A 24,960-nucleotide genomic window follows, 5' to 3' on the forward strand; every position below is an offset into this window, starting at 1 on the left:
TCACATCAAGCGACTCAATGTTTGGCGGACTTGCCCAAGGTCACCCCTGCTGATCACGAAAAATGGCTTGTTTTAAGCTCTTGAAGAAATTTCATTTCTATTAATTAAATTTCGACAGTAGAACATATTTGATTTAAATATCATTTTTATTGTTTTAAAATTTATTTTTAACAAAGTTTTGATGTCGAAAAAGATTTTCATGATAGAAACGCGCGGTTACAACCAATGCACAAATCATGAAAAAAGTCGCATCTGCGGTACTGATGGTGGTACTGCCCGTTCTTTCAATCGCTGCTCCAGTTTGTACAGGCCAGTCTGGTACCTACAGCGGTGTTACGGTCACGGCCAACTGCACAACGGCAACACCAGGGCCCGGTCCTCTTGGCGCGACCTTCGCAGGAGCCGGCAACCCTGCATGCACATTTAACTTTTCACCCGCCGTCGCCAACACCAGTTTCACTTCGGGCTTATTTGCTGTTAACGGTGCCCCGACTAACGAGAGTGTTAATTACAGCTTCAATAGCACACCGTACACACTGGTCGCCGGAGAATTGCCTGCCAACTTCATCACTTACGGTGCTGGAGGTACCACTGCGAGCACTAGCGGAGCCCAATCTGGCACTGTGACATTCGCCAGCGCCCCCGCAACCATCACCTCTGTCACTATCACGTCAGGGAACGTTAGCGGCGGTGGGTATTTAGGCTCAGTTTGTTTTGACCCCGCTACTGCGCAAGCGGCTGCTCCCGCCGCAACTTCGGTTCCCACGTTGTCAGAGTGGGGCATGTTGTTGCTGACTGGTTTGATGAGCGCGGTCGCATTGCTGCGTTTGCGTCGCAGGTAAACCCAACCCAGATCAATCAAACAGGATTTCCTGTTTGATTGCAGATGATTGAAGCGTTTAACTACGGCGATGGTATAGCCGAGACATTCAAGCCTCGGGGCCGTGGTCCAGATAGGCCGACACACGCTCGCCCCAGCGCTCTTCCGGAAAGTAATCCCACACGGCATGGTGCTGGGTGGCCCAGTTGTCCCAGAACAGCAGGGTGCCGGGTTCCCACTTCACACGCACCTGGAAGGCCAGGTTGCGCTCGATGTGGCGGTACAGTTGCTGCAACACAGACTGGCTCTCGTGGCGGCTGAGCTGCACGATGTGTGAGGTGAAGGCCTCGTTCACGTACAGGAACTTCTGCCCGGTGAAGGGATGGCGCGCCACCACGGGGTGCTCGGTGGCCGGAAAGGCCTTGCCGGGCTCGGGTTGGCTGCCGTAGCCGGCCGTCCAGGCGGTCGAGCCATCGTGCACCGCGGTCAAGCCGTCAAGAAAGGCCTTGTAGGGCGCCGACAGCGACTCATAGGCCAGCACCAGGTTGGCAAAGGCCGTGTCGCCGCCCCCCGACTCGGGCAGGCGCGTGACATGCAAAAAAGAACCCCAGATGGGGTTGGCATCGCACGACACATCGTGGTGCCAGGCGTCGCCGGCGGTGAAGCGCGACTGCGGCCCGGTGCGCCAGGCCAGCACCTCGGGGTCGTCGGTGCCGCCGGCCACGGCGCGACTCTTGGCCAACAAATGGCGGTGCAACGTGCCAAAGCGGCGTGCAAAGCGCTTGTGCGACGCCAAATCCAAGGTCTGCCCGCGGAAGGCCAGCACCAGGTTCTCGCCGATCGCGCGGCGGATCTCGGCCAACTGCTCGTCAGGCAGGTCGCGTGACAGGTCCACACCCTGGATCTCGGCACCGATCGTGGGTGCCAGGCGCGTCAGCTTGAAGGTCTTGTAGGGTGCGCGGGGCAATGCATGCCAGGCTTCGATGGCCTGCTTGTCGTTGAAGTCTTGGTAGAAGCTCATGGTGTTTGCTCGGTCTGGAAATGGTTCAACAGGGATGGATCACCGGAGCACAGCGGGCCTTTGCAGGCGCTGCCTACCCCCGGTTCGAGCCGAATCTAGCGCCGCGCCTGCATCGAACTTCGACCCATTTCAGATAAGAAAAAGTGATTCCGGCCAGATCTTGAAAGCTTGAGAAATCGCAAAAGACGCACTGCGCCCGAGCACCCGAGCCTTGTCGCTGATCAAGGGCCCATTCCCCGCTCTATGGCTGGGCTGTGCCCAGACCCCTGCGCCCCCGCGCCGCGCCCATGCTTTCGGCATCGCCTCTGGCCCGTTGTAACGGGTCATTGCACCTGTCTGCGCGGCGGGCCCGGTGAGTTCACCTACACTCGCCGGCAAACCCTGCGCCGGAGCAGGGCGGCTGACAGCCATCCCAAGGCCGCTGAGCTCGCCTTCCCCCTGCCAAACCCGTCACCATGCACGCCCTCATCCCGAGTTCATTTTTTGCCCTGATCGATGCCGACCTGGCTCAGGTCGGCACGCTGATCCAGCAACGTCTCAACACCGATGTGGCCTTGATTGCCTATGCGGCACAGCACATCGCCCAATCACCCGAACAGCGCGTACGCCCTGCCCTGGCGCTGGTCTGTGCCCAGGCCTTGGGAGACCGAGGGGCACGCCAGCAGGTGCTGGCGGCAGCCGTCGAACTGATCCACGCCGCACTGGCCCTGCACCATGAGGTAGACCTGCCCGCCGAAGAGGCCCCTGCCGGCCTGGGCAATGCACCGAGCGTGCTGCTGGGCGATCTGCTCTACACCGGGGCCTTCCGGGCCATTGTGGAGTTGGGCGACATGCGCGTACTGCGCGTGCTGGCAGATGCCACCAACCAGGTGGCCGAGGGCTCGGTGATGTACCAGCAGACCTACCAGACCCCGGATCCCCCAGCTCAGTCGGATGACGCCGGTGACCGGCACCAGCGCATCACCCAGGCCCGGACGGCCTCGCTGTTCGAGGCCGGGGCACGCTGCGCCGCCATTCTGGCCGGTGCCCCGCCCGAGGTTGAAGCCGCCCTGGCTGCCTATGGCCAAAGCTGGGGCCTGGTGTGGCAACTGAACCGCGAAAGCCGGCCTGATCTGGCGCCCCCCGGCCGCCCGGCCCGACTGACCCAAGCTGCCCTGGCCGCCGCCCTGGCGCGGGCGCAGACGGCACTGAACCAGGCCAAACAAGGGCTCAGCCTGCTGCCCGAATCGCCCTGCCAGCAGGCACTGCTGGCCGACAGCGCGCTGGCTTGAACGGCAGGCCAGGGGCCTCCCACGCTGCGCCCTGGGTCACGCCATTGCCCACCGGCGAGTTTTGAGTGACAAACATATAATTGGCATCCCAATCATTTTGTAAGATGCCCGGCCTGCGCGAACCGGCCTGCCCAAGTTGGCGCGGGGCCCATCGCGCTGCCATGGCAGCACTTCATGCCTTCATCCGACAAGCCGGCACGTGCCGTGTTCGGTGCCTTGGTGTCTTCCACGGCCCGCCAATGGCGCCGGGCCATCAATCGCCAATTGCAACCCCTCGGCCTGACCGAAGCCACCTGGCTCCCGCTGTGGCATGTGGCGCGTGCCAGCCAGCCCATGCGCCAAAAAGACCTGGCTGCCCTGCTCTCACTGGACACCTCGTCCGTGGTGCGCCTGCTGGACGAGCTACAAGCCACCGGCCTGATCGAGCGCCGCGAGGGCGAAGACCGACGTGCCAAGATCCTGCACGTGACACCGGCAGGCCAGGCCATCGTCGCTCAGGTCGGGCGCCAGACCGAACAAGTGCGCGCCACCCTGCTGGCCGGCATTGACGACAGCGCCCTGAACACGGCCGTGCAGGTGCTGGAGCAGGTGTTGAGCACCCTGGCCGCGCTCGATGGGGGCGAGGCCGCTGACACCGCCGAGGATGCCTGACGTGCACCGCCCCCTGCCCCCCTTGTGGCTGCTGGTGCTGATCACGTTCAGCGGCACGGTGGCCATGCACATCTTCGTGCCCGCCCTACCCCAGGCGGCCCTCAGCCTGAACGCCGAACCAGGCCCCATTCAGCTGACGATCAGCCTGTACATCCTGGGCCTGGCCGTGGGTCAGCCCATCTACGGGCCCCTGTCCGACAGTTACGGGCGCCGACCGGTGCTGATGGTGGGTCTGGCCCTGTTCACGCTGGGGGGGCTGCTGTCGCTTTGGGCCCCGGATGTCCGCCTGCTGGCGGCCGCACGCTTTGTGCAGGCCCTGGGCGGCTGCGCTGGTCTGGTGCTGGGCCGGGCGATCGTGCGCGACAGCTCAGGCATGACGCAATCGGTGCGGCGCCTGGCCATGATCAACCTCATCACCATGATCGGCCCCGGCCTGGCCCCGCTGCTGGGCCAGACGGTGAGCGACTGGCTGGGCTGGCGCTTCATCTTTGTGCTGCTGATCGGGCTGGGCCTGCTCAACCTGTCGCTGACCTGGCGCATCCTGCCCGAGACCGGCGAGCCCAGCGGGCAATTCCGTCCAGCCAAGCTGCAGCGCGACTACGGGCGGCTGCTCAGTTCACGCCCCTACATGGCCCTGGCCATCGGCGGCGGCTGTGCCACCACTTCGATTTATGCGTTTCTGGCCTCGGCGCCCTTCATCTTTGTGCAAGAGATGCACCGGCCACCGCACGAAGTGGCTCTGTACCTGGGCCTGCTGGTGGCCGGGCTCTCACTGGGCAACGCCCTGGCCAGCCGGCTGATCGGCCGCGTGAGTGTGGAGCACCTGATGTTGCGCGCCAATGCGCTCAGCCTGGCCAGCGCCGTGCTGCTGTTGGCCGTGCTGCTGGCCGGCCTTTTGCAATGGTGGCTGGTGCTGGCCCTGTTGCTGATGTTCAACGTAGGCGCCGGCATGACCAGCCCTGCGGCGCTGACCCGCACTCTGAGCGTGCACCCTGACCTGGTGGGCTCGGCTGCCGGGTTGTACGGCGCCATTCAGATGATGGTGGGTGCCTTGTGCACCGCAGCCGTGGGGTTGGGGCACGACCCCGCCCTGGCCATGGCCACGGTGCTGATCGTGGCCAGCGTGGTCAGCCAGTTGGGTTTTCGGGATGCGCTGGGCCGGCCGCAGCGCTGACCCTGCGCCGGCAAGGGCCGCAGGCCTGCGCGAAAATGGCACCATGCCCAGCCCACAGCCCCCCAGCAACGATCCCATGCCCACCCCGCCCGTGCAGCCTGAACTCGAGGCTTGCTGCGGCAATGGCTGTGACCCCTGCATTTTTGACCTGCACGATCTGGCCATGGACGATTACCGTCAGGCTCTGCGGGCCTGGCAGGCACGCCAGCCACAGCCCCCACAGGCCTGAAACCGGACGCGCCCTGGGCACGCACTTGTGGCAGATTTGCTGCACGTGCAAGCCCCCGTGTTCGCCTGAAGGAAAGCAAACCGGGAAAATCACACGCTGATCTGCATTTTGGTTACATTAAGTAACAGCAGTTCAGGCCCGTCCTCCGACGAAGACGAGGCCTGAACGCGCCAAATACGAAATCTGACTGATCCATGCCGATTTTGCGCGATGTTGCCGACGACCTGACGGTGAGACGAGTCGAAATCCTGGTCTCTCAATCCCGTTTGGGTACCTTGGCAGCGTTGTGCCTGTGCGGCCTGTTTGGCTTCACCCTGGTGGAGCAGGTGGGCTGGGCTGCCTACGGCAGCTGGTATGCGGTGGTGGCCGGTGGTTACCTGTTGCGGCAGTGGTATTACCACATGCACCTGCGCCGGCGGGGCCCCACGCCAGACACGCTGAACACCATGGCAGCCATCAACACGGCCACGGGTACCCTGGCGGTGTCTTGCCTGCCCTTGTTCTCGGGCTCCCTGAGCATTGTCGACCTGGCCTTGCTGTCGGCCCTGGTGGTGGGTTGGGCGGCCGTCTCGGTCACGGTGTTGTCGGCCAGGCCGCGCATCTATGGTGTTTTTCTGATCCTGAGCCTGGGTTCCGTGCTGTATGCGTGGCAGGGGCATGTTCAGCTCCACGCCTTGCTGACCCTGGGGGCCAGCCTGTTCTTCGGCGGTGTCTTGCTGCTCAACGTGTGCCGGATGATGGAGCGCCAGCAGCGGTCTGAGTTCGAGCACCAGAAAGCCATCACAGACAGCCTGACTCAGTTGCCCAACCGCGAAGGCATCCGTGCCGATGGCGATGCCAACCTGCGCCAGGGCAATGACCAATTGGTGCTGGTGCTGGACCTGGACCGCTTCAAGGCCATCAACGACGCGCTGGGCTATGAATTTGGCGATGCCGTGTTGATCGAGGCAGCCCGGCGTCTGCACAGCATCCCCGGGGTCAAGGTGGGGCGGCTGCATGCCTCCCAGTTCTGCCTGCTGACCTCCAGCAATGCCGAGACCAGTTCACTGATCGAGCAGGTTCACGCCCGGTTTGCCGACCCCCTGAACGTGCTCGGCGAGCCGGTGGACATCAGCTTCACCGTGGGCGTGGCGGTGGCGCCCAGGCACGGGCAGAGCATGCAGCACCTGATCCGGGCCGCGGCCATTGCCACCCATGCAGCGCAACGGGTCAACGCCGACTGGCTGACGTTTTCGGACAGCATGGAGTTGAGCTCCCGCGCCGACCTGAGCCTGCTGTCCAAGCTCAAGGACGCGGTGACCCAGAACCAGCTCGAAATGCACCTGCAACCCAAGGTGCGCATCGCCGACGGCAGCATCGAGTCGGCAGAGGCCCTGATCCGCTGGCGGCACCCTGAACGCGGGCTGGTGCCGCCCAGCGAGTTCATACCCTTTGCCGAACAGACAGGCAGCATCCGCATGCTGACCGAGTGGATGCTCAAGAAGGCCCTGCTGGTCTGCGCACAGCAGCGCGCCTCGGGGCGGCCGATCCAGATCTCGGTCAACATCAGTGCCAGCGACCTGCGCGATGACCGCCTTGGCCGCCAGGCCCAGGAACTGGCGGCCCGCCTGAATGCCAACCCGCAGGACATCCGCTTTGAAGTGACGGAAAGCAGCGTGATGGACGACCCGGACACCGCGCTCAAGCACCTGCATGCCTTGCGCCAGGCAGGTTTCAGCCTGTCCATCGATGACTTTGGCACCGGCTACTCGTCACTGGCCTACCTGCAGAAGATGCCGGTTCAGGAACTCAAGGTGGACCGATCCTTCGTCAAGGGCGTGCAGGTGGGCAGCTCGGCCGAGGTGCTGCTCGACTCGATCTGCACGCTGGCCCACCGCATGGGCCTGAGCATCGTGGCCGAGGGGGTGGAAACCGCCGAAGAGTGGGCCATCGTGAAACGCCTGGGCTGCGAGTACGTGCAAGGCTGGTATGTCACCAAGGCCATGCCTGTGGAAGCGTTCTGGGACTGGCGGCAACTGAACGAGCCGGTGATTCCGCCCGGGCTCTGAGCCCCACCGCAGCCAGCCCCCATCAAACCGATTGCGGCCTTCAGATTCAGGAGCGAACTTGCCCATGACCCCTGTGCGCTACGTCTGCCTGTCGGATCTCCACCTCGGGGCCCCGGACAGCACCCTCACGCAGCTCAATGCTGCCGGCGAATTCGATGCCGGGCACCCCAGCCCCACGCTGCTGCATTTCGCTTCGTCGCTGAGGCGCACCCTGCGCCACCTGGCCCAGGCGGGCCAAGGCCAAGGTCAGGGCCAAAGCCCAACACCGCCCACCCTGGTCCTGCTGGGCGACATCCTGGACCTGGGCATCTCGCCGATGGGCCAGGTGGCGCGCGTGTTCGCCCAGTTCGTCGAGGCCTTGTTCCCCCCGGGCCAGGCGCCCGTGCTGTCCCCCACGGTGCTGTTGGTGCCCGGCAACCACGATCACCACCTGTGGCGAATGGCCCAGGACACCCTGTTTGTCGACGCCCTGCGCCAAGGCCAGACCCATGACGACCTGATCGACCACTCCGAGTACCGCGACCGGCCACCGGGTTCCGAGATTCCCTGCGACATGCTGACCGCCATCCTGCGCCGGCACCTGCCCGACGAGCCCCTGGCCCGAGTGCACATCGCCTACCCCAACCTCTGCCTGATCACGCCCGACCGAAAGCGCGGCGTGGTGCTGCACCACGGCCACTACATCGACCCGACCTACCGGCTGATGAGCACCATCAACGGCCTGATGTCCGGCCAGTCGATGGGCGAGTTGAGCGCCGAGACACTGGAGCAGGAAAATGGCGCCTGGGTCGATTTTCTGTGGTCCGACCTGGGCAGCGCCGGCGATACCGGGCGCGAAGCCTTCTCGCTGTACCAGATCATGAACAACGCCGGGGCCTCGCACGCCTATGCCGACCAGTTCCGCGAGCGGTTGCTGGACCAGGTGGCCACCCAGCTCGGCTTCAGCGGCAGCATGCCGCTGTACCAGGGCATCACGCTGCGCCAGTTGGTCGGGGCCCTGATCGAACTCACCCTGACCCGCAACGCCCAGGGCCAGCGCAACAACTTTCTCGACCTATTGCCCCCCGACGACCTGAAGAACCTGCGCGCCTTCATCAGCGGGCCGGCGCTTCATGACCTGCAAGCGGCCCTGCGCTCCGACCCGGCCGCGGTCCAGGCATTGCCCGACTTTGATCTGTCATTCGTCTACGGCCACACCCACAAGCCGTTTCAGCAAGAAGTGGTGATCGAGGGCCTGAACCAGCCGGTGGCCGTCTACAACACCGGCGGCTGGGTGCTGGACCAACCCACCATGACCTTCACCCAGGGGGCCTCGGCAGTGTTCATCAACGAGGCCATGGACGTGGCCGCGCTGCGCCTGTTCAACGACCCCGTGGCCGATCACATGGCGCCCGTGCGGGCCGAAGGCCTGCAGAACTTTCGCGACCGGCACAACCCCTTGCTGAGCGCCTTGCAGGCCGCGGTGGCCGCCACCGAGGCCGACTGGGCGGTCTTCTCAAGTTGCGCGCGCGACAAGCTCGAAGCCCTGGCAGCGGCGGCGCTGAACGCCCGCTCCATGGCCCACCCCTACCAGAAAGGAGCCCGGTCATGATGCGCAGAATCGCCCAGGACATGGGTCAGTGTCTGGGCCAGGGCCAGACACTGCTCCGGTCGTCGTACGAGGTTGTGGTGGTCGGCTCGGGCTATGGTGCCGGCGTGGCCGCCTCACGGCTGGCACGCGCTGGCCGCAAGGTCGCCTTGCTGGAGCGTGGGCTGGAACACCTGCCCGGCGAGTTTCCAGCCTCGCTCAACCAGGCCCGGGAGGCCATGCGGGTGGACACCGCCGGCCAGACCCTCGGCTCGCCCACCGGGCTCTACCAGCTGCACGTGCATGCCGACATGCTGGCCATGGTGGGCAACGGCCTGGGCGGCACCTCCCTGATCAATGCCAACGTGTCACTCGAGGCCGACCCCGAGTTGCTGCGCAGTGCGCCCTGGCCGCAGCCCTTCCGGGATGACCCGCAACTGCTGGCCCCCTACCTGGCGCGGGCCCGCGCCACGCTGGAACCTCGCACCTACCCGCTCAACCGCCCCACGCCGGCCAAGCTGGCGGCGCTGCGGCAGTCGGCCAGCCACCTGGACAAGCCTTTCCAGCGGGTGCCGATCAATGTCACGTTCGAAGATCGGGTCAACCCCTTTGGCGTGACCCAGCCCGCCTGCAACGATTGCGGCGACTGCACCAGCGGCTGCAACGTGGGGGCCAAGAACACGGTGCAGATGAATTACCTGCCCGACGCCGAACGCCACGGCGCCAGCCTGTTCACCGGTGTGAGCGTGAGCCATGTCAGCCGCGAGGGCTCCCGGTGGCGCGTGCACTACCGCGCCACCGCCCAGCCGGAGAGCCCGCTGTCCAGCGTGCTGGCCGACGTGGTGGTGCTGGGGGCCGGCAGCCTGGGCTCGACCGAGATCCTGCTGCGCTCGCGCGAACAGGGCCTGCCCCTGTCGGGCCGGTTGGGGGCCTCGTTTTCAGGCAACGGCGATGTGCTGGGCCTGGCCTATGACGCGGGCTGGTCGCCCCAGGCCGCCGAGGTGGCGCAGGCCAATGCCCTGGCAGCCGGCCAGCCGAGCACCGACGAGGACACCCCGCCTGAACCTGCCGTGGCCGATGTGCCCGGCCTCCACGGCGTGGGCCTGGGCCTGCGCAAGCCGGTCGAAGGCGCGCTGCCCGGCCCCTGCATCACCGGCGTGATCGACCTGCGCCAGGAGCCCGATCCCAAAGACCGGCTGGTCATCGAAGAAGGTGTGATCCCCGGCGCCCTGGCCCTGGCGCTGGCGCCAGCACTGTTCTTTGCCTCGGCCCAACTCAACACTGCGTTTGAGTACGGGGCGGAGGATGGCCAACGCAAGCTGCTCGATGCCAAGGCCATCGGCGATGCCGTCCAGCAAGACCCCGGCCAACTCGCCGACATGGCCTACCGCGGCGCGGTGGACCGTACCCAGACCTTTCTGGTGATGAGCCTGGACGATGCCCAAGGCCAGCTGCAGCTCAGCAACGACCGGCTTCGCATCGACTGGCCCCATGCCGGGCGCTCGGCCGTGATCGAGCGCGACAACCAGTGGCTGCGCCGCGCCAGCGAAGGCATTCAGGGCCAATTCATCGCCAACCCCTTGTGGACCGAGGGCATGGGCCAGAAGCTGGTCACGGTGCACCCCCTGGGCGGCTGTGCCATGGGCGACGACGCAGCCCACGGCGTGGTCAACCACCAATGCCAGGTCTTTGCCGGGCCGCACGGTGACGCCGTGCACGAGGGGCTGTATGTGTGCGATGGCGCGGTGATCCCGGCCGCCGTGGGCGTCAACCCCCTGCTGACCATCACTGCCGTGGCCGAACGCGCCTGCCAACGCCTGGCCGATCAGCGGGGCTGGACCATCCAGTGGGGAGAGCCCCCAGCCGCCTCTGCTCCAGCCAGCCCGACGGCCAGCCACACGGCAGCGACGCCCGACAGCCTCTGGGGGCGCCTGAAAGCCGCCTGGGAAGAAGAGCTCCAAGCCGCCGAGCACGCACTGCAGCAAGCCGGCCAGAGCCTGATCCACGAGCTGATCCAGCCGCTGGAAGACGGGGTGCTGGACTGGGCCAAGGCCGAAGGCGCGGCCGTGTTGAAAACCGCGATCGCGCGCTATCCGCAACTGCTGAGCCCCGCCTTCTCGTTCTCCGAACGCATGGCCGGATGGGTCAGCACCGAAGCCCTGACACAAAGCGCCCCGGGGGGCCAGCGTCACGACTTCGAAAATGCCCACGCCTGGGGGCGCCGCCGCGGACAGGCCCTGAGCCTGGATCTGCGGGTGCACACACAGGACTTGCATCGGCTCAACAGCCACCCAGATCACCCCGCCGACCTGGACGGCCTGGTGCATTGCGCCGCCCTCGACCCGGAGCCCATGGCGATCCGCCAGGGGCGCTTTGAACTGCTTCGCACCGATGCACAGCAGGTGGAGACCTGGCTCATGGTGTACGACATGACGCTGGAGCGCACGCAAGGACGCGGCCCACTCCACCTGCGCGGCCACAAGCGACTGCACCAGAGCGCCACCTCATCGAGCTGGCAAGACCTGACCACGCTGTATGTGGAGGTGCATGACCAGCAGGGTGGCCCCCTGTTGGCCCAGGGCATCGCCACGCTGGCGCTGGACGACCTGCTCAAACAGCTCACCACCTTGAAACTGGAGGCCGTCACGCCCCTGGCTCGACAGATGCAGGCCCACCAGCCGGGGCTGCTGGACACCATTCACCTGCTCTACCTGGAGCAGTTCGCGGGCTTCTTCGGCATGACCGTGTTCCAGGCCTATGGGGGCCTGCTGGCCTGCCTCAACGACTTTCCAGGCAAGGCCCTGCCTCAATGGGCCGGCCGGCCCCTCAAGGCACCGGCCCCGGTGACCCACAGCGTGCCGCTGGACGACGGCTTTTCGATCCGGCTCACCCGTTACCCCGGCCGCAAGGGCCCGGTGATCCTGGCGCCGGGCTTCTCGATCCGGGCCTCGTCGTTTGCCACCGACACGGTGGACGAGAACCTGGTCGAGGCCCTGTGCCGTGACGGATTTGACGTGTGGCTGCTCGACTACCGGGGCAGCATCGACTCGGGCAGCCCGCTCAAGCCCTACACCATCAGTGACATCGCCCGCCATGACTGGCCGGCCGCCGTGCGCCATGTATTGGCCCAGACAGGGCAGCCCGACCTGCAGGTGATCGCGCACTGCGTGGGCTCGATGACCTTGCTGATGGCCTTGCTGCAGGGCATGCCCGGGGTTCGGTCGGTGATCGCCTCGCAGCTCACGCTGCACCCGATCACCAACTGGCTCAACGACCTGAAAAGCGAGCTCGGCGTGTCACGTCTGCTGCAGCAAATGCCCGAGTTCAACGGCCATGTGGACTTCGTGCCGGGCGACAGCGACTTTGATCGGCAGCTGGACGCCGTGCTCTGGGGCGTGCCCGTGCCCGAAGGCGAGGCCTGCAAGAACCCGGTGTGCCGCCGTCTGTTTGCCATCATGGGCCCTTCGTACCGGCACGATCAGCTCAACCACGCCACCCACACCGCCATGGCCCGCATGGTGGGGCCGGTGTCGCTGCGGCCCTTTGACCAACTGAGCCTGATCATGCAAAAAGGCCACGTCGTGGACCCGCTGGGCCACGAGCACGACCTGAGCCCCGAGCGGGCCCGCCACCTCGCCCTGCCCATCCACTTCATCGCAGGGGCGCGCAACCAGTTGTTCCTGCCAGAGACCAGCCTGCGCACCCTGGCCTGGCTGAGGCAGCACAACGACCCAGGCCTTTACAGCCGCCAGCTCTTCAAGGACTACGCCCACATGGACCTGTTCATCGGCAAGAACGCCGCCACCGAGGTTTACCCGCAACTGATCGAGGTGCTGAACCGGCACGCCTGAAACCCGCTGAGAACATGTACGCCGGTCACTTCGCCATCGGCCTGGCCCTGCAAAGCCAAGCCCCGCGCCAGCCCGCCTGGCCCATTGTGCTGGGCGTGGGCCTGCTGGACCTGCTCAACGGCCTGTTCATCGTGCTGGGTTGGGATCGGGTCAGCCCCAACCCGGGCGCTGGCCCTTACCTGTACTTTGACCTGCGCTTCATCGACTGGGACCATTCGCTGCTGGCCGCCGGGCTCTGGTCCGCGGGCTGGGGCTTGCTGTGTTGGCGCCAAAGCCGGGCCCTGGCCGCCTGGGGCCTGCTGGCGGCGCTGTCGCACCTGGTGGCCGACTGGCCCGTGCACAACCATGACCTGGCCTGGTACCCATTCTCGGCCCAGCACGTGGGGGCATCGCTTTGGGCACGCCTGGGCACCGGGGCCTGGTGGCTTGAGGGCGCACTGGTGCTGGGCCTGCTGGGGCTGGCCTGGCAACAAGCCCGCCGGCGCGGCGCCGACTGGCGCTGGCCCTGTGCCGTGGTGGCCGCGCTGTGGCTGGGCTTGAACCCCTGGCTGTCCCCGATGCGATGGATGACCGCGTGGCCTGAGCCCTGGGCGCACATCGGCCATGGCACGCTGGTGGCGCTGGGCTTTCTGCTGCCCGGCCTGCTGATGATCCGCTTGCTGGCCCGCGCCCCTGGGCGGCCCGGCCCGCACCTGGAAAAATTCACTTGATTTGCATTTAATGACACTTTAGCCATGCTTCAATCGAGCGCTTTGGCTTTGTAGTTTCCGTGCATTTCATGTCTCCGATGGCGCCTTGGCTGCGCCACTTTGTCGCTTGCGCCGCCGTCAGTACCGCGTTCCTTGCCCCTCATAGCCCCGCCTGGAGCGCCATTCCGGGTCAGGCGCTGCCCACTCGCTTTGCCGAGTGTCCCCAATTTTTTGCCGGTGGCCACCCGCCACAGGTTCCTGCTGCCCCAGGCTTGAGAGAGCTTTGTTACGAGGCGTTTGCCGTTCTGCACAGCGGCGAATCCCGCACCCCGGTGTTTGTGGCCGAGCGCCTGAACCGCAAGCGCATCGAAGATGCCGATGAAAAGCGGGCCGACAAGTTTTTTGCCGATGCCCGCCTGCCACGCAGCGAGCGTGCGGAACTGGAAGACTACAAAGGCTCGGGCTATTCGCGCGGGCACATGGCCCCGGCGGGTGACATGCCCACCCCCAGCGCCATGGCACAGAGTTTTTCTCTGGCCAACATGGTGCCGCAGAACAGCCAGAACAACAGCGGCCCCTGGGCCAAGATCGAGAAAGACACCCGCCGCTACGCCTTGCGTGCCCAAGGCGATGTGTTCGTGATCACCGGCCCCGTGTTCGAACGTGGCAGTGAACGCATCGGCCCACATGGCGTGCGGGTCCCCACCTACCTGTACAAGCTGGTGTATGACGCCCATACCGGCAAGGCCTGGGCCCATTGGCAGCGCAACCAGGCAGGCGAACGCGTTTCGGCCCCCATCAGCTACGCTGAACTGGTGCGCCGCACCGGCATTGAGTTTCTGGGTTCGCCCCAGTAAAAAACAGGCAGCAAAGCACGCCCAGCGTCGTGCAACCGCTCGCCCTGCCCCAAATGACCTGCGCCGATCATGGCGCCGTCGCATCCAACCGCCCTTGCATGGCGCACTGAAAGTCGGGCTGCAGCACTCATTGCAGGTCTTCGAGCTACACCCTGGCCCCGCCGATGGCGCAGGTCGGAGACGGGCTGGGCTGGCGGGGCACCTTCGACAGCGGCTTGCCCCCGGCCCCGCCACGCGCCGACTGCCACGGCAAATCCGCTCGGCAGACAAAATCGCCGCTCAGCGAGGTGTTCAGAATCAAGGCTTGGTCGTCCTTGAAAATCGTTCATGCATGACCGCCGAACACCCAGATTGACTCATCAATATTCACATGCCTGCCTTCACAGGCACAGGCCCCTTTCCAGCCGAATTTCACAAAACCTCATGGAAGAATTCAAATGAGCCCCCACGGACATGATTCAAACAATAGGTGATTGACATTCTGAATCAGGCGGTTTAATCAGGCTCGCCAACCCCAAAAACCGGTTCTGGTGCAGACAGTCAAACGTCTTTGTTCGTCTCAGAAAATTCTCTTCGATGGCCACACCGGTGGTGGCCCTTGTTCATTTTTATTTCATGAAGCCTGGTGCAGCACATCGCACTGCGCAGCCCAACTTCTGGAGCCTGAATTGAAAAACAAGCCTGTGAAGCATTTGTTGATGATGACTTTTGTTCTTGTCACTTCAGTCGGTCATGTGAACGCTGGCGTCATGATGTCACCTCAAGCCAGCACACGGACCCATGAACAAAACTACAAAGACATGGTGCTGGCAAACTGCATAACAACCGCCTACACCAACGAAAATAATGCGGCAATGGATGCCGGTAGCACTGTCAGCGCATTGAGAGGCTGGACCTCGTACGATTTGGGGAAAAGCCCAACCGCAGTCAGTTCTCTTATCAAGTCTTATTTGGCACGGGATTATCAAAACCCCCTGGCGGAATCGGAACTCAAGGGTGTCCGATTCGACCTGCTGAAATGCCTGGATCTGTACCACAGCAAAGAATTGGAATCACTGGTCAAGCGGGTGGTGATTGACCCATGGCGCAGCGATCGTCAAGCGGATCCAACGCCGCCAAAGGTCCGATGAGCGATGAAACGCGTCAAAAAACACCGTGCCGGACCTTGTCAGGCGCCCAAAGCTGACAACGACGTCCGCCAGCTCAAAGCGCAGCGCCACCGGCCACCAGGCGCTCGCGCAAGGCCTGCCGCACCTGCGGCCACTCGTCATCGATGATGCTGAAGCGCACCGAGTTGCGCTTGCGCCCGTCGGGCATGATGCGCTCGTGCCGCACGATGCCCTCCTGCACCGCGCCCAGCCGCAGGATGGCGGCGCGCGAGCGCTGGTTGATCTCGTCGGTGGTCAGTTGCACACGCACGCATTGCATCACCTCGAAGGCGTGGCGCAGCAGCAGGTACTTGGCCTCGGTGTTGGCGAAGCTGCGCTGCCAGCGTGCCGCCAGCCAGGTGGCGCCGATCTCCAGCTTGCGGTGGCGTCGGTGAATCTTCCAGAAGCGCGTGGTGCCGATCAGCTCGCCGGTGTCGACCAACTCGGTGGCAAACGGCATCACGGTGCCGGCCTCGCGTCCGGCCAGGGCCTCGCCCAGGTAGGTGTGCACTGTGCTGGCCGAAGGCACCACGGTGAAGGGCAATTGCCACAGCTCGCCATCGGCCGCGGCCTTCAGCAGTGCTGGGGCATCGTCAGCCTGCAAAGGCCGCAGGCGGATGCGTGGCCCCTGCAGGGTGGCCAGCAGGTCGAAGGGGTCGGGCGCCCGCAGCGGCGCTGCCGGACCTGTTGAAGTCGAAGTCGGCGTGGGGTTCATGGCCGCTGATTCTGCCCTGTCTGCCTCTGGTGCCGAGCCCCCGACGCCTGGCCCGCTAAGATGGGCGCCCTTCCGGGCCATGCCCCGGCCCCGTCTTTCCCTGGCCACGGCCAACCCCCATCCCATGCAAGCCCTGCTCGACACCATCGCCACCCTGGACATGCCCTCAGACGCCCAACGCCTGTTCCATGGCCGGGGCGGCCGCTACCCAGGCTGCGAGCAATGGACGCTGGATGCCTACCCGCCGGTGTGGGTGGTGACCAGCTTTCTGCCGGTGTCAGAGGATGAGCTGGCCGCCTTGCAGGCCGCGTTGCAGGCGCGTTGGGAGCAGATTGCCCCTGGCCAAGCGCTGAACTGGGTGTTTCAGCAACGCCTGGAGGGCCGGGCCGAGACCCGATTGATGGCGGGCAGCGTGCCCGAACCGCATGTAGTGACCGAGAGCGGCGCGCAGTACCGGGTGCATGTGCTCAAGGGCCAAAACCACGGGCTGTTTCTGGACATGGCTGAAGGTCGGCGCTGGGTACGCGAACACCTGCTGGCCCACCCGCACCCCAATGGCTTGCGTGCGCCCAAGGTGTTGAACCTGTTTGCCTACACCTGCGCGTTTTCGGTGGTGGCCCTGCAGGCAGGCGCGCGCCAGGTGGTGAACGTGGACATGAGTGCCGGGGCGATCGCCATCGGCCAGCAAAACCACCGCCTCAACGGGCTGGACACCGGGGCCAGTTTTTTGGCCCACGACATCTTCAGCACCTGGGGCAAGATCAACCGGGCGGGGCCGTATGACCTGATCATCGTCGACCCGCCCACCCACCAGAAGGGCAGCTTCGTGGCCACCAAGGATTACGCCCGCTTGATGCGCCGCTTGCCCGATCTGCTGGCCCCCGAGGGCCGAGCCCTGCTGTGCCTGAACTCACCCACCCTGGGCTTGAGTTTTCTGCAGGACCCGATGCGCGAACTGGCACCCAGCCTGGTCTTTGAACAGCGGGTGCCGAACCCGGCCGTGTTTGCCGACTGCAATGAAGACCGCTCGCTGAAAGTGCTGGTGTACCGGGTCGCGGCGGCAGGAGCCCCTGAAGATGCCCCGGTCTCTACCGCGCCCGCAGCCGTCACGCAGCCGGGGTAAAGGCGCACCGAAAGTGGGTCGGAACGCGTCGAGCCCCTTGGAAAATAGAAAACCCCAGGCCAAACGAACTCAGGTGGTGCTAAATTGCAGACAAGGTCGTCGAAATTAGCGACTGCCGGTCTATCCCAAGCCCCTCATCCAGAGCTTCCATGCCGCATTCCCCGGAACTGCACACCGACACTCTGGACGCCCTGCCCACCCCCGCCGTGGTGGCGGTATCAGGCCAGATTGTTCATGCCAACCCTGCCTGCCTGGCCTTGCTGGAGGCCGAACAGGCCGATCAGGTGCTGGGGCGTACCTACAGCGACTTCACCCACCCAGTGGATCGGGTACGGGCAAGGCGCCGCGTCCAGGCCTTGAGCCAGGGCCAACCCCTGGGCCAGCGCAACCTCAGCACCCACTACCGCATGCAAACCTGCTGCGGCAACACCCGCATGGTGTTGCTGGCCAGCGCCAAGGTGCTGTGGCAGGGCCAACCGGCACTGCTGGTCAGCGGCATCGACATGACCCACCTGGACCGCCTGCAGCACGAGATGCAGGAGAGCGAACGCAACTACCGGCGGTTGTTCGAGAAAATGCAAGACGTGTACTACCGCACCGATGCCCTGGGGGTGGTACAGCACGTGGGCCCGGGGGTGCGCCGCGTGCTGGGCTATGAACCGCATGAGATCGAAGGCCGCACCGCCGAGTCCTACTACCCCCAGAGCAAGGACCGGGACGCCTTCAAGGTCGCCATCCAGGCCCATGGCGAGGTGTCGGATTTTCCAGGCCAGATGGTGCGCCGTGATGGGCAGGTGATCGACATTTCGATCAGCAGCCACGCCCTTTACGACCAGCACGGGGCCTTTGCCGGCGTCGAGGGCATCTACCGCGACGTGACCCAACGCAAGAACCTGGAGCGCGAACTGCACCGGCTGGCCAGCACCGACATGCTGACCGGCCTGAGCAACCGCCGGGTGCTGCTGGAAGCCGCCGAATCGCTGTTCCTGGCCAGCGCCAGGCAGGACGGCCCAGGCGCCCCCCTGCCACCCGCTTTGCTGATCCTCGATCTGGATCACTTCAAGGCCATCAATGACCGGCATGGCCACCTGGAGGGCGACCGTGCACTGATCGAATTTGCCGCGGTGGTGCGCGCCGAATTGCGCAGCAGCGATGTCGTCGGACGCATGGGCGGCGAAGAATTTGCCGTGTTGCTGCCCGACACCCGGGGCGCCGAAGCCGAGGCCATCGCCCAACGCATTCTTCAGCAATTGCGCCGCCGGCAGCTCTGGAGCGACGGCGACCCGTCGCGGCGCGGCATGACCGCCAGCATCGGCGTGGCCACCCGCCTGCCCAGCGACCGCCACCTGCGCGACTGGCTGGACCGTGCCGACAAGGCGCTGTACCAGGCCAAGCACCAGGGGCGCGACCGGGTGGTGAGGGCCGCCTGAGGCGAAGGGGCTCGCCATCGGCAGGCCAGTGGGGCCGAAAAGGCCGGCACGCGCCCCCGTGCCCTCAAAAACTTGTTTTTTTGCTGGCCTGCATCCAAAAAGGAAGGGCTTGCGTATCAGCGTGGGAGCCTGGTGCTGCCTGCAGGCCAAAGACTCGGCTTGACAACATAAAGCTTGACCGGATGGTCCTATTTCAGGCACCTGGGCAAGCACCCTCGTGTGCATGGGCAGCACACGGGTCAGAGAAAACGCGCCATGAAGACCCTGGGCGGGGGAAGCTTTAGCTGCAATGGAATTTCCTGAAAACGATCCGGAAGAGGACGATTCGGTGCTGGAGGTGCTGGACGAGGCGGTGAACCCCACGCGGGCACCGCAGGCAGACCCAGCCCGCACCGATGAGGCCCATGAATCAAACCTGATGGCCGCGCTGGTGACGCGGGTCATGCGGCAGGACGAAGCGGCCTTGGCCGAGCTTTACAAGCGCCTGGTGAGCCGCGTCTACTCCACTGCGCTTCACCTGACGCGCAACCCGGCCTTGGCCGAGGAGGTGACAGAAACCGCTTTCTGGCAGGTCTGGCGCCAGGCGCCGCGCTTCGACCCCGCGCGCGGCACTGTGACGGCCTGGGTGCTCAACATCACCCGATCACGCGCCCTGGATGCCTTGCGCGCCCTGCGCAGAACAGCCGGCCATGAAGGACATCAGGACCCGCAGGACGAGTCTCGCGCCCTGGCCAGCGACGCCCGGGACGATCCACTGGACCTGCTGGAGCTGGCCCAGGACGGCACGCGCCTGCATGAAGCCCTGCTGCAACTCGACCCCATGCGACGCCAGTTGATCGCGCTCGCGTATTTCCGTGACATGACCCAGGAGCAGATCGCGGCCCATGTCCAGATGCCCCTGGGCACGGTCAAATCCCACATGAGACGCACCCTGTCCATCCTGAGAGTGGCGCTGGACCCAACACCAAAACGGAGGCCCCTGCGATGAAGCCGCGCGACAATCCAGCCTCTGAGAACCATCGCATCGACAGAACCATGCCCTCCAAGCCCTTGCCATGGCCCGGTGAGTTCGCCGCCCAACTGCGCGAACAGCCCCCCCCTCCAGCGTTGAGGGAGGCCATCGCGGCGCGCCTGAGCGCCCGAGCCCTGGCCAGTGCCCAGGCACACAAGGCATTCAAGGTGACGCGGCGCGAAGAGGGTCGCTGGCAGGCGCGGGGCCCGGGCGCCAAAGCACGCACCCTCTATGAAAGCACCCAGTTCTGCGTTGAGTTCGTGCAATTGGCCAGCGGCGCCGAGATGCCCTGGAACGACCATGACCACGGGCAGGAAATACTGCTGCTCCAAGGCGAGCTGCTGTGGCAAGGCTCGCCCATGGCCCCCATGGCCTACGGTGTGCGAGGCCTGTCCGTCACGCCAGTCGTGGCCGGACCGGACGGCGCCCACGCCTATGTGCGCCGATTGCGGGTTGATCCCACAGCGCTGGCTCATGCCGAATCGCGCTGGTGGCAGCAAGCCATGGGCCAACGCGTCAACGATGCCCTGGCGGGCGCCTGGACGGGCCATGCCCAAGGCATGCAGGTGCGCCCCCTGGCACAGAGCGGGGACGTGGCGTCGATGCTGATCCGCCTGGCCCCCGGCGGCGTGGCCCCCGATCACGACCACCCCATTCCCGAAGACTGCATGATGATCGAAGGCGAGCTGTTCCTGGGCGACATCCTGCTGCGCGCCCTGGACTACCAACTGGCCCCCACCGAGGCACCCCATTGCAGCATCAGCAGTGACACGGGCGCCCTCTTCTTTGTGCACGGCACCCTGTCGGCCTGAAGCCCCCCTTCTCAGCCGGCGGGCTCAAGGGCGCGGCAGGCGCAACACAGGGTCCAGCGCGCCATGGAAGAAGAACAGGGCCCCAACATCGCTGAGCTCACCAAAATGACCGCCGCCGGCCGGAGCCAGTTGGTAGTCACCCGCACGCAACAGGATGTCCCCAAGGAACATCTCGCCCTCCAGCACCAGGCAGTCCTCATCCAACGCATGCAGATGGTCCTGGACGCCGGCACCCGGTTCAAAGCGAACCAGCATCGAGACCACCTGGGCATCCCCGCTGAGCAGGCAGACCGTCACCCCTGGGCCGCTGCTGATCCAGGCGCTCAAGCCGGGCTCCACCTGAGTCTGGGGCGCCAGCGCCCGCTGCCACCAACGGGCTTCCAGGGCCGGCAATTGCCCGACCGGCACACGCAAATGCCGCACATAGGCCAGCGTGTCCCCCTGGGCCAGCAAGGGCATGGCAGCCATGGAGGGCACGGCTGGCGCTGCCCCAGGCCACTGGCGGACCCGATAGCTGTAATCGGTGCCAGCGCCGCTGCCCGATGCGCTGGCCCAGCCACCTTGCAGCAGCAAGACCTCCTGCGCCAGAACCCCGTCTGGCCATGCCAAGGCTTGGCCATGCCGCAGGCGCAACAACTCAACACGAAAAAGCCTGTCTTCGCGAAGCAGACTGACCCCGCTCGCCAGGTCACCGGCGTGCCAGGCCGTGGCACCGCGGCGCACGGTCAAGTAATCGCTGTGGGCGGCCACGCTGCGCTGCACCCGCCCCATCAGGCGTTGCATGACCCGCTCGTACCGGATCGAAGACAGGCTCAGCCCATCGGCCCTCGCAGCCACGAACGGCCCATCGTCCATCGGTGCAGGATCTTTGTCTTTTTGGCTCATTGGGAAGCGCTCAGAGGATGCACCAACAGGGGCTTGGCGACGGGGTCCAGCGCAGCGCTGGCCCCCGGGGTTGTTCGCTCAGACAGCAGACGCCGCGTGCCCGAACGCGAAGGAAGGTGGAACGCCGCCACCCGCAGGGACAAATGCTCGGCCAGCGACTGCAACCGCCCCGCCGCGGTGGCCGTCCCCATCGATTGAGCCGAACCCTGCGCCGTGGCCGCGGTCAGTTGCTGCAACCTGGCATCCACATCGGCGGTGGCCTGGGCCTGGGTGGACGACTGGATCGTCAGGGCCTGCAAGGTCTCCAGCATGCGCTGGGCATTGGCGGCCAGGGCGTTCATCTTGAGGGCCGTCTGCTCGCCGATGGCCACACTCTGGGCCACCCGGGCCAGATTGCCTGAGAGCAATCGCTGGATGTTGTGCGCCGCCGCCGCAGATTGCACCGCCAGTTCCCGCACCTCACCCGCCACCACGGCAAAGCCCCGGCCGCTGGTCCCGGCCCGCGCGGCCTCGACGGCCGCATTGAGGGCCAACAAGTTGGTGCGGAACGCAATGTCGTTGATGAGGTCAGTGATGTCGCGCATGGTGCCGGAGGACACCCTCAGCTCGGCCATCACAGCCAACCACTGCTGCACCGAATCGAGCCCGGCCCGGGCGGCTTGGGCGTTCTCGCGGGTCAGCTCAGCGGCCTGCGCCAACCCGCGCCCTGCCTGCTGCACCGACACGCTGAGCGCGTGCGTGGATTCAGAGGCCTCGCCGATCTGCTGGTCTGCCTTCTCATTCAGGGCCCGCAGGGCTTGGGCATCACCGCTCAGTTGCACCGTGGCCCCCAGCACCTCTGCGCTGGCCCCCCGGACCTCGCACACGATCGTCGCGATCGCCTGCTGCATCTGCCCCAGCTGCTTGACCAGATCGGCCACCTCGTCGCGGCCCCAGGCCTGGGGCGCCTGCGTGAGGTCGCCATCAGCCAGCCGTTGCATCTGCGCAGCCAGCAAGCCCATGCCCCCGGCACTGACCCGGCTGAATGAAACAAACAGGTAGGCCGCCAAGGCCAGGCTCAAGCCCAGCAACCACAAGACGGCGTCGCGCCGCATCGCCAGCGACAGCTCGCGCGCCGCCAGCGTGGCCTCCAGGGCATCCAGGCCCTTGACCAACAGGCGCTGTTGCCCCTGGTCCAGCGCCTGAGCCACCCGCTCAAACGCCGCTGCATCGCCCGACAAGGCCGGCCCCAGGAACTGGCGGCGTGCCATTCCGCGCAGTTCTGCAGCGGCAGGCCAGGCTGGCGCATCCGGCAGGGCGAGGGCCCCATCCTCCTGGGCCTGGGTGAAGGCATTGAGCAGAGCCTGGTCCAGGTACTCGATGACAGGCAATTGATCCGCCACGATGCGTTGTTGTGGCGCCTGGAGTTGCCCCGTGCGCAACACCCAGCCACCGAGCGTGCGCACTTGCTGGGCCTTTTCCTGCAAAGGGGGCAACACCTGCAGCGTGCCACGCACCAGACTCTGACCCGCCAGGCTGGGATCCTGCGCCAGACGGGAGGCATCCAGCGCCCCTTGCAACAGCAGCAGCCCATCCGCCGCCACCTGGGACAGTCGCTCAAACGCATCCATCGGGTCGGCTTGCTCGGGCGCGGGGGCGCGCCGGTCTGCAGCCTCCTCAGCCTGCACCACGGTAGGCCCTGCACCAGGCAAGGTGGTCGGCAATTCCGCCAGCAAGGGCGACAGTACCGCGGGCAAGGCCTGCCCTGCCAGCGCGGCTCGGGCGTCGGCATAACGGCGAGGGGCCTGTTGCACAGACACCTGGCGCGAGGGGTCGGGCAGCAGTATGCCCAGGCGCAGATCCTGCACGGCCTGGACCAGCGTCAGCGTGAGGCGCGCCTGATCGAGCCCAAGCCGCTCGGACCGGACATGCCCCAGGCCCTGAACCACCGCGCTGAGATAGGCCACCGCCAACACGCCCAGTGGCAGCAAAAAGGCCAGGCTGATCAAGACCGCCCGGGCACGGAAACGCAGGCGCCGAAAAGCCCGCACGCCAGGGGCCCAGAGGCCATGGTGCGCAAAGAAGCCGGTGCTGCCTGGCCCAGAGTTCATGGAGCCACCACGATGCGCATCTTCATGTTGGGGTGAATGCCGCAGATGACATCGACCACCCCGGCCTGCTCAAAGGAGACGCTGCGCTGAGCCCCCTTGGGCAGGGTGCCCAGGTCAAAGCTCTTGGCCTCCGACGACGACAACACGCTGTGGCTGAAAGCGTCTTCGTTGCTGAAGCGCACACTGTCGCCCACGCGGATCTTGAGTTCGGTCGGTGCAAAAGCCCGGCCACGCTGCACGGCCAGGTGCTCCTCGGCGTGGGCGGCACCCAGGCCAGACAGGATCAGGGCGGCAAAGAAGACAGATTTCATGTGAGGGCTCCGGAGATCAGAAAACAGGGTTGAACTGATCTGCCTACGCCCCACACCCCCACGCGGATGCACCAAGCCGGGGACGCTGGTGGGGTCTTTGCAGGCCGTCTGCCTGCGAGCCCGCCAGCGACACGCCAGGACGCCCGACCCGGGCTTGTCGCGATAGCCCTTGGAGGGATGCCGTGATGGTGATGGCGCCACCGTGCAGCAAAAAAGCCCCCAAGGCAGAACAGCCTTGGGGGCAACGGGGGCTGTGCCCATCCTCGGAGATACGGCTGGCGGTGGTGGGCCCGCCAGGGATGGGACACGGTCTGGCGAAACCGCGCCCCGGACAAGGAGACGACTCAGGGCGAGCGGGTGGCGCCGGTTCGTGCACTCACCGCTTCCGAGCCCAGGTACTCGATGATCAGGCGCCGGTCCTCGGCCGATCGCACGCTGTAGTTCATGCGCTGACCGGGGATCAAGGCCTCTGGGTTGCTCAGCCACTGGTCCAGGGTTTTGGCGGACCACACCACGCTGCTGGCGCGCAGCGCCGGCGAGTACCCGAAGTCGGGCACCTGGCCGGCCTGCCGGCCGATCAGGTTGCGGTGCAGGGGCCCCACCCGGTTGGCATCGACAGCGTGGCAGCCACCGCAACGGGCCTCGTACAACGTGCGCCCCTGGATCAGCTCATTGGCCGGCACGGGCCCGGCATGGCTGGCCGCACACACGCCCAGCAAGGCCCAGGCGGCGCCGGCATGCAGCCGCCTGAGCCGGTTCAGGGCCGGGCTCATTGGGTGATGATGTCCCGGTGCATGGGGGCGAGCCGCGCCAGCATCTGGTTCTGCGCCGAGAAGGGGATGGCACGCGCATCCATGGCCTTTTGCAGGTCTTCGACCAGGGCATTGAAGTTGCCCTTGCTCACGCCCATGTCTGCATGAACCGCAGCCATGTCGGCCCCTTGGTACTGGCAGGGGCCCCCGGCCACCTGGCACAGCTGCTCGGTGAGCTGGTGCTTGAGGTGGTCGAGGTTGGTGTTCTTGAACTTGTCGGCAATGCGCGGGTCGGCCGCCAGCCGATTGACAAAATCGTCCATCAACTGGGTCAGCCCGGCTTTCTCGCCAAAGGCCTTGTACAGGGCGGCCGGGTCGCTGGCCATCGAGGTGCCGGCGGCGGCGGGGGTGGAGGCCATTGTCTGGGCCATCAGGGGCGCGGCAACGGCGATGCACAAGGCAGCGGCCGTCAGGGCGATGCATTTTTTCATGGTGATACTCACA

General features: G+C 65.6%; 22 protein-coding genes. 15 read left to right on the plus strand and 7 right to left on the minus strand.

The genetic code is table 11. From position 1 onward, the window contains the following. Positions 1–263 precede the first annotated feature (263 nt). Positions 264–842 carry an IPTL-CTERM sorting domain-containing protein gene (locus AC07VS_RS16200; RefSeq protein WP_494751532.1) on the plus strand — a complete coding sequence of 193 codons (579 nt, stop codon included), beginning with the start codon at positions 264–266 and terminating at the stop codon, positions 840–842. A gap of 87 nt (positions 843–929) precedes the next feature. On the opposite strand, the gene AC07VS_RS16205 is transcribed toward AC07VS_RS16200, so the two are convergent. Further along, complete coding sequence (locus AC07VS_RS16205) at positions 930–1,841, minus strand: TauD/TfdA dioxygenase family protein (protein WP_494657652.1); 912 nt, start codon at positions 1,839–1,841, stop codon at positions 930–932. A 455-nt stretch (positions 1,842–2,296) separates the two neighbouring features. Between AC07VS_RS16205 and AC07VS_RS16210 the strand changes: the two genes are divergently transcribed. The 10 genes from AC07VS_RS16210 to AC07VS_RS16255 all read left to right on the plus strand — a co-directional run bounded on the left by AC07VS_RS16210 (position 2,297) and on the right by AC07VS_RS16255 (position 15,308). Continuing rightward, positions 2,297–3,112: a polyprenyl synthetase family protein gene (locus AC07VS_RS16210; RefSeq protein WP_494751470.1), complete on the plus strand. Its 816-nt coding sequence runs from the start codon at positions 2,297–2,299 to the stop codon at positions 3,110–3,112. A 174-nt stretch (positions 3,113–3,286) separates the two neighbouring features. Beyond that, complete coding sequence (locus AC07VS_RS16215) at positions 3,287–3,763, plus strand: MarR family winged helix-turn-helix transcriptional regulator (protein ID WP_494751471.1); 477 nt, start codon at positions 3,287–3,289, stop codon at positions 3,761–3,763. Then, complete coding sequence (locus tag AC07VS_RS16220) at positions 3,756–4,937, plus strand: multidrug effflux MFS transporter (RefSeq protein ID WP_494751472.1); 1,182 nt, start codon at positions 3,756–3,758, stop codon at positions 4,935–4,937. The genes AC07VS_RS16215 and AC07VS_RS16220 overlap by 8 nt, the downstream gene beginning before the upstream one ends. A 43-nt stretch (positions 4,938–4,980) precedes the next feature. Next, positions 4,981–5,166, plus strand: a complete 186-nt coding sequence (locus AC07VS_RS16225) for an oxidoreductase-like domain-containing protein (protein ID WP_492345790.1) — start codon at positions 4,981–4,983, stop codon at positions 5,164–5,166. A 194-nt stretch (positions 5,167–5,360) separates the two neighbouring features. After that, complete coding sequence (locus tag AC07VS_RS16230) at positions 5,361–7,214, plus strand: putative bifunctional diguanylate cyclase/phosphodiesterase (protein ID WP_494751473.1); 1,854 nt, start codon at positions 5,361–5,363, stop codon at positions 7,212–7,214. A gap of 64 nt (positions 7,215–7,278) precedes the next feature. Then, the gene (locus tag AC07VS_RS16235; protein ID WP_494751474.1) at positions 7,279–8,805 is read left to right on the plus strand and encodes a metallophosphoesterase; all 1,527 of its coding nucleotides are present in this window, start codon (positions 7,279–7,281) and stop codon (positions 8,803–8,805) included. Continuing rightward, entirely contained in the window at positions 8,802–12,632 is a 3,831-nt protein-coding gene (locus AC07VS_RS16240) for an alpha/beta fold hydrolase (RefSeq protein ID WP_494751475.1), read from the plus strand. The genes AC07VS_RS16235 and AC07VS_RS16240 overlap by 4 nt, the downstream gene beginning before the upstream one ends. Positions 12,633–12,646: 14 nt before the next feature. Then, positions 12,647–13,342 carry a hypothetical protein gene (locus tag AC07VS_RS16245; RefSeq protein ID WP_494751476.1) on the plus strand — a complete coding sequence of 232 codons (696 nt, stop codon included), beginning with the start codon at positions 12,647–12,649 and terminating at the stop codon, positions 13,340–13,342. Between the two features lie 77 nt (positions 13,343–13,419). Further along, on the plus strand, positions 13,420–14,178 hold the full coding sequence (locus tag AC07VS_RS16250) for a DNA/RNA non-specific endonuclease (RefSeq protein WP_494751533.1): 759 nt from the start codon (positions 13,420–13,422) through the stop codon (positions 14,176–14,178). Positions 14,179–14,846: 668 nt separating this feature from the next. After that, complete coding sequence (locus AC07VS_RS16255; RefSeq protein ID WP_494751477.1) at positions 14,847–15,308, plus strand: type VI secretion system amidase immunity protein Tai4; 462 nt, start codon at positions 14,847–14,849, stop codon at positions 15,306–15,308. Positions 15,309–15,381: 73 nt separating this feature from the next. On the opposite strand, the gene AC07VS_RS16260 is transcribed toward AC07VS_RS16255, so the two are convergent. Next, a complete protein-coding gene (locus AC07VS_RS16260; RefSeq protein ID WP_492345797.1) occupies positions 15,382–16,041 on the minus strand; it encodes a GNAT family N-acetyltransferase in 660 nt (219 codons plus the stop codon). A 124-nt stretch (positions 16,042–16,165) separates the two neighbouring features. On the opposite strand from AC07VS_RS16260, the gene AC07VS_RS16265 reads away from it, so the two are divergent. The 4 genes from AC07VS_RS16265 to AC07VS_RS16280 all read left to right on the plus strand — a co-directional run bounded on the left by AC07VS_RS16265 (position 16,166) and on the right by AC07VS_RS16280 (position 20,418). Further along, the gene (locus AC07VS_RS16265) at positions 16,166–17,164 is read left to right on the plus strand and encodes a class I SAM-dependent methyltransferase (RefSeq protein ID WP_494751534.1); all 999 of its coding nucleotides are present in this window, start codon (positions 16,166–16,168) and stop codon (positions 17,162–17,164) included. Between the two features lie 149 nt (positions 17,165–17,313). Further along, a complete protein-coding gene (locus AC07VS_RS16270; RefSeq protein WP_492345798.1) occupies positions 17,314–18,594 on the plus strand; it encodes a diguanylate cyclase in 1,281 nt (426 codons plus the stop codon). Between the two features lie 289 nt (positions 18,595–18,883). Continuing rightward, positions 18,884–19,582: an RNA polymerase sigma factor gene (locus AC07VS_RS16275; protein ID WP_494751478.1), complete on the plus strand. Its 699-nt coding sequence runs from the start codon at positions 18,884–18,886 to the stop codon at positions 19,580–19,582. 47 nt (positions 19,583–19,629) lie between these two features. Beyond that, a complete protein-coding gene (locus AC07VS_RS16280; protein WP_494751479.1) occupies positions 19,630–20,418 on the plus strand; it encodes a cupin domain-containing protein in 789 nt (262 codons plus the stop codon). A 24-nt stretch (positions 20,419–20,442) separates the two neighbouring features. Here the strand turns inward: AC07VS_RS16280 and AC07VS_RS16285 are convergent, their stop codons facing one another. The 5 genes from AC07VS_RS16285 to AC07VS_RS16305 form a co-directional block, all read right to left on the minus strand. After that, a complete protein-coding gene (locus AC07VS_RS16285; RefSeq protein WP_494751480.1) occupies positions 20,443–21,303 on the minus strand; it encodes a cupin domain-containing protein in 861 nt (286 codons plus the stop codon). Then, positions 21,300–23,393 carry a methyl-accepting chemotaxis protein gene (locus AC07VS_RS16290; protein ID WP_494751481.1) on the minus strand — a complete coding sequence of 698 codons (2,094 nt, stop codon included), beginning with the start codon at positions 23,391–23,393 and terminating at the stop codon, positions 21,300–21,302. The genes AC07VS_RS16285 and AC07VS_RS16290 overlap by 4 nt, the downstream gene beginning before the upstream one ends. Then, complete coding sequence (locus tag AC07VS_RS16295) at positions 23,390–23,704, minus strand: cupredoxin domain-containing protein (protein ID WP_492345803.1); 315 nt, start codon at positions 23,702–23,704, stop codon at positions 23,390–23,392. The genes AC07VS_RS16290 and AC07VS_RS16295 overlap by 4 nt, the downstream gene beginning before the upstream one ends. A 344-nt stretch (positions 23,705–24,048) precedes the next feature. Beyond that, the gene (locus tag AC07VS_RS16300; protein WP_492345804.1) at positions 24,049–24,477 is read right to left on the minus strand and encodes a c-type cytochrome; all 429 of its coding nucleotides are present in this window, start codon (positions 24,475–24,477) and stop codon (positions 24,049–24,051) included. Then, a complete protein-coding gene (locus tag AC07VS_RS16305; protein ID WP_492345805.1) occupies positions 24,474–24,947 on the minus strand; it encodes a group I truncated hemoglobin in 474 nt (157 codons plus the stop codon). Before AC07VS_RS16305 ends, AC07VS_RS16300 begins: the two co-directional genes overlap by 4 nt. Positions 24,948–24,960 lie beyond the last annotated feature (13 nt).

It is taken from the genome of Curvibacter sp. GW821-FHT01G03 (assembly GCF_059422285.1).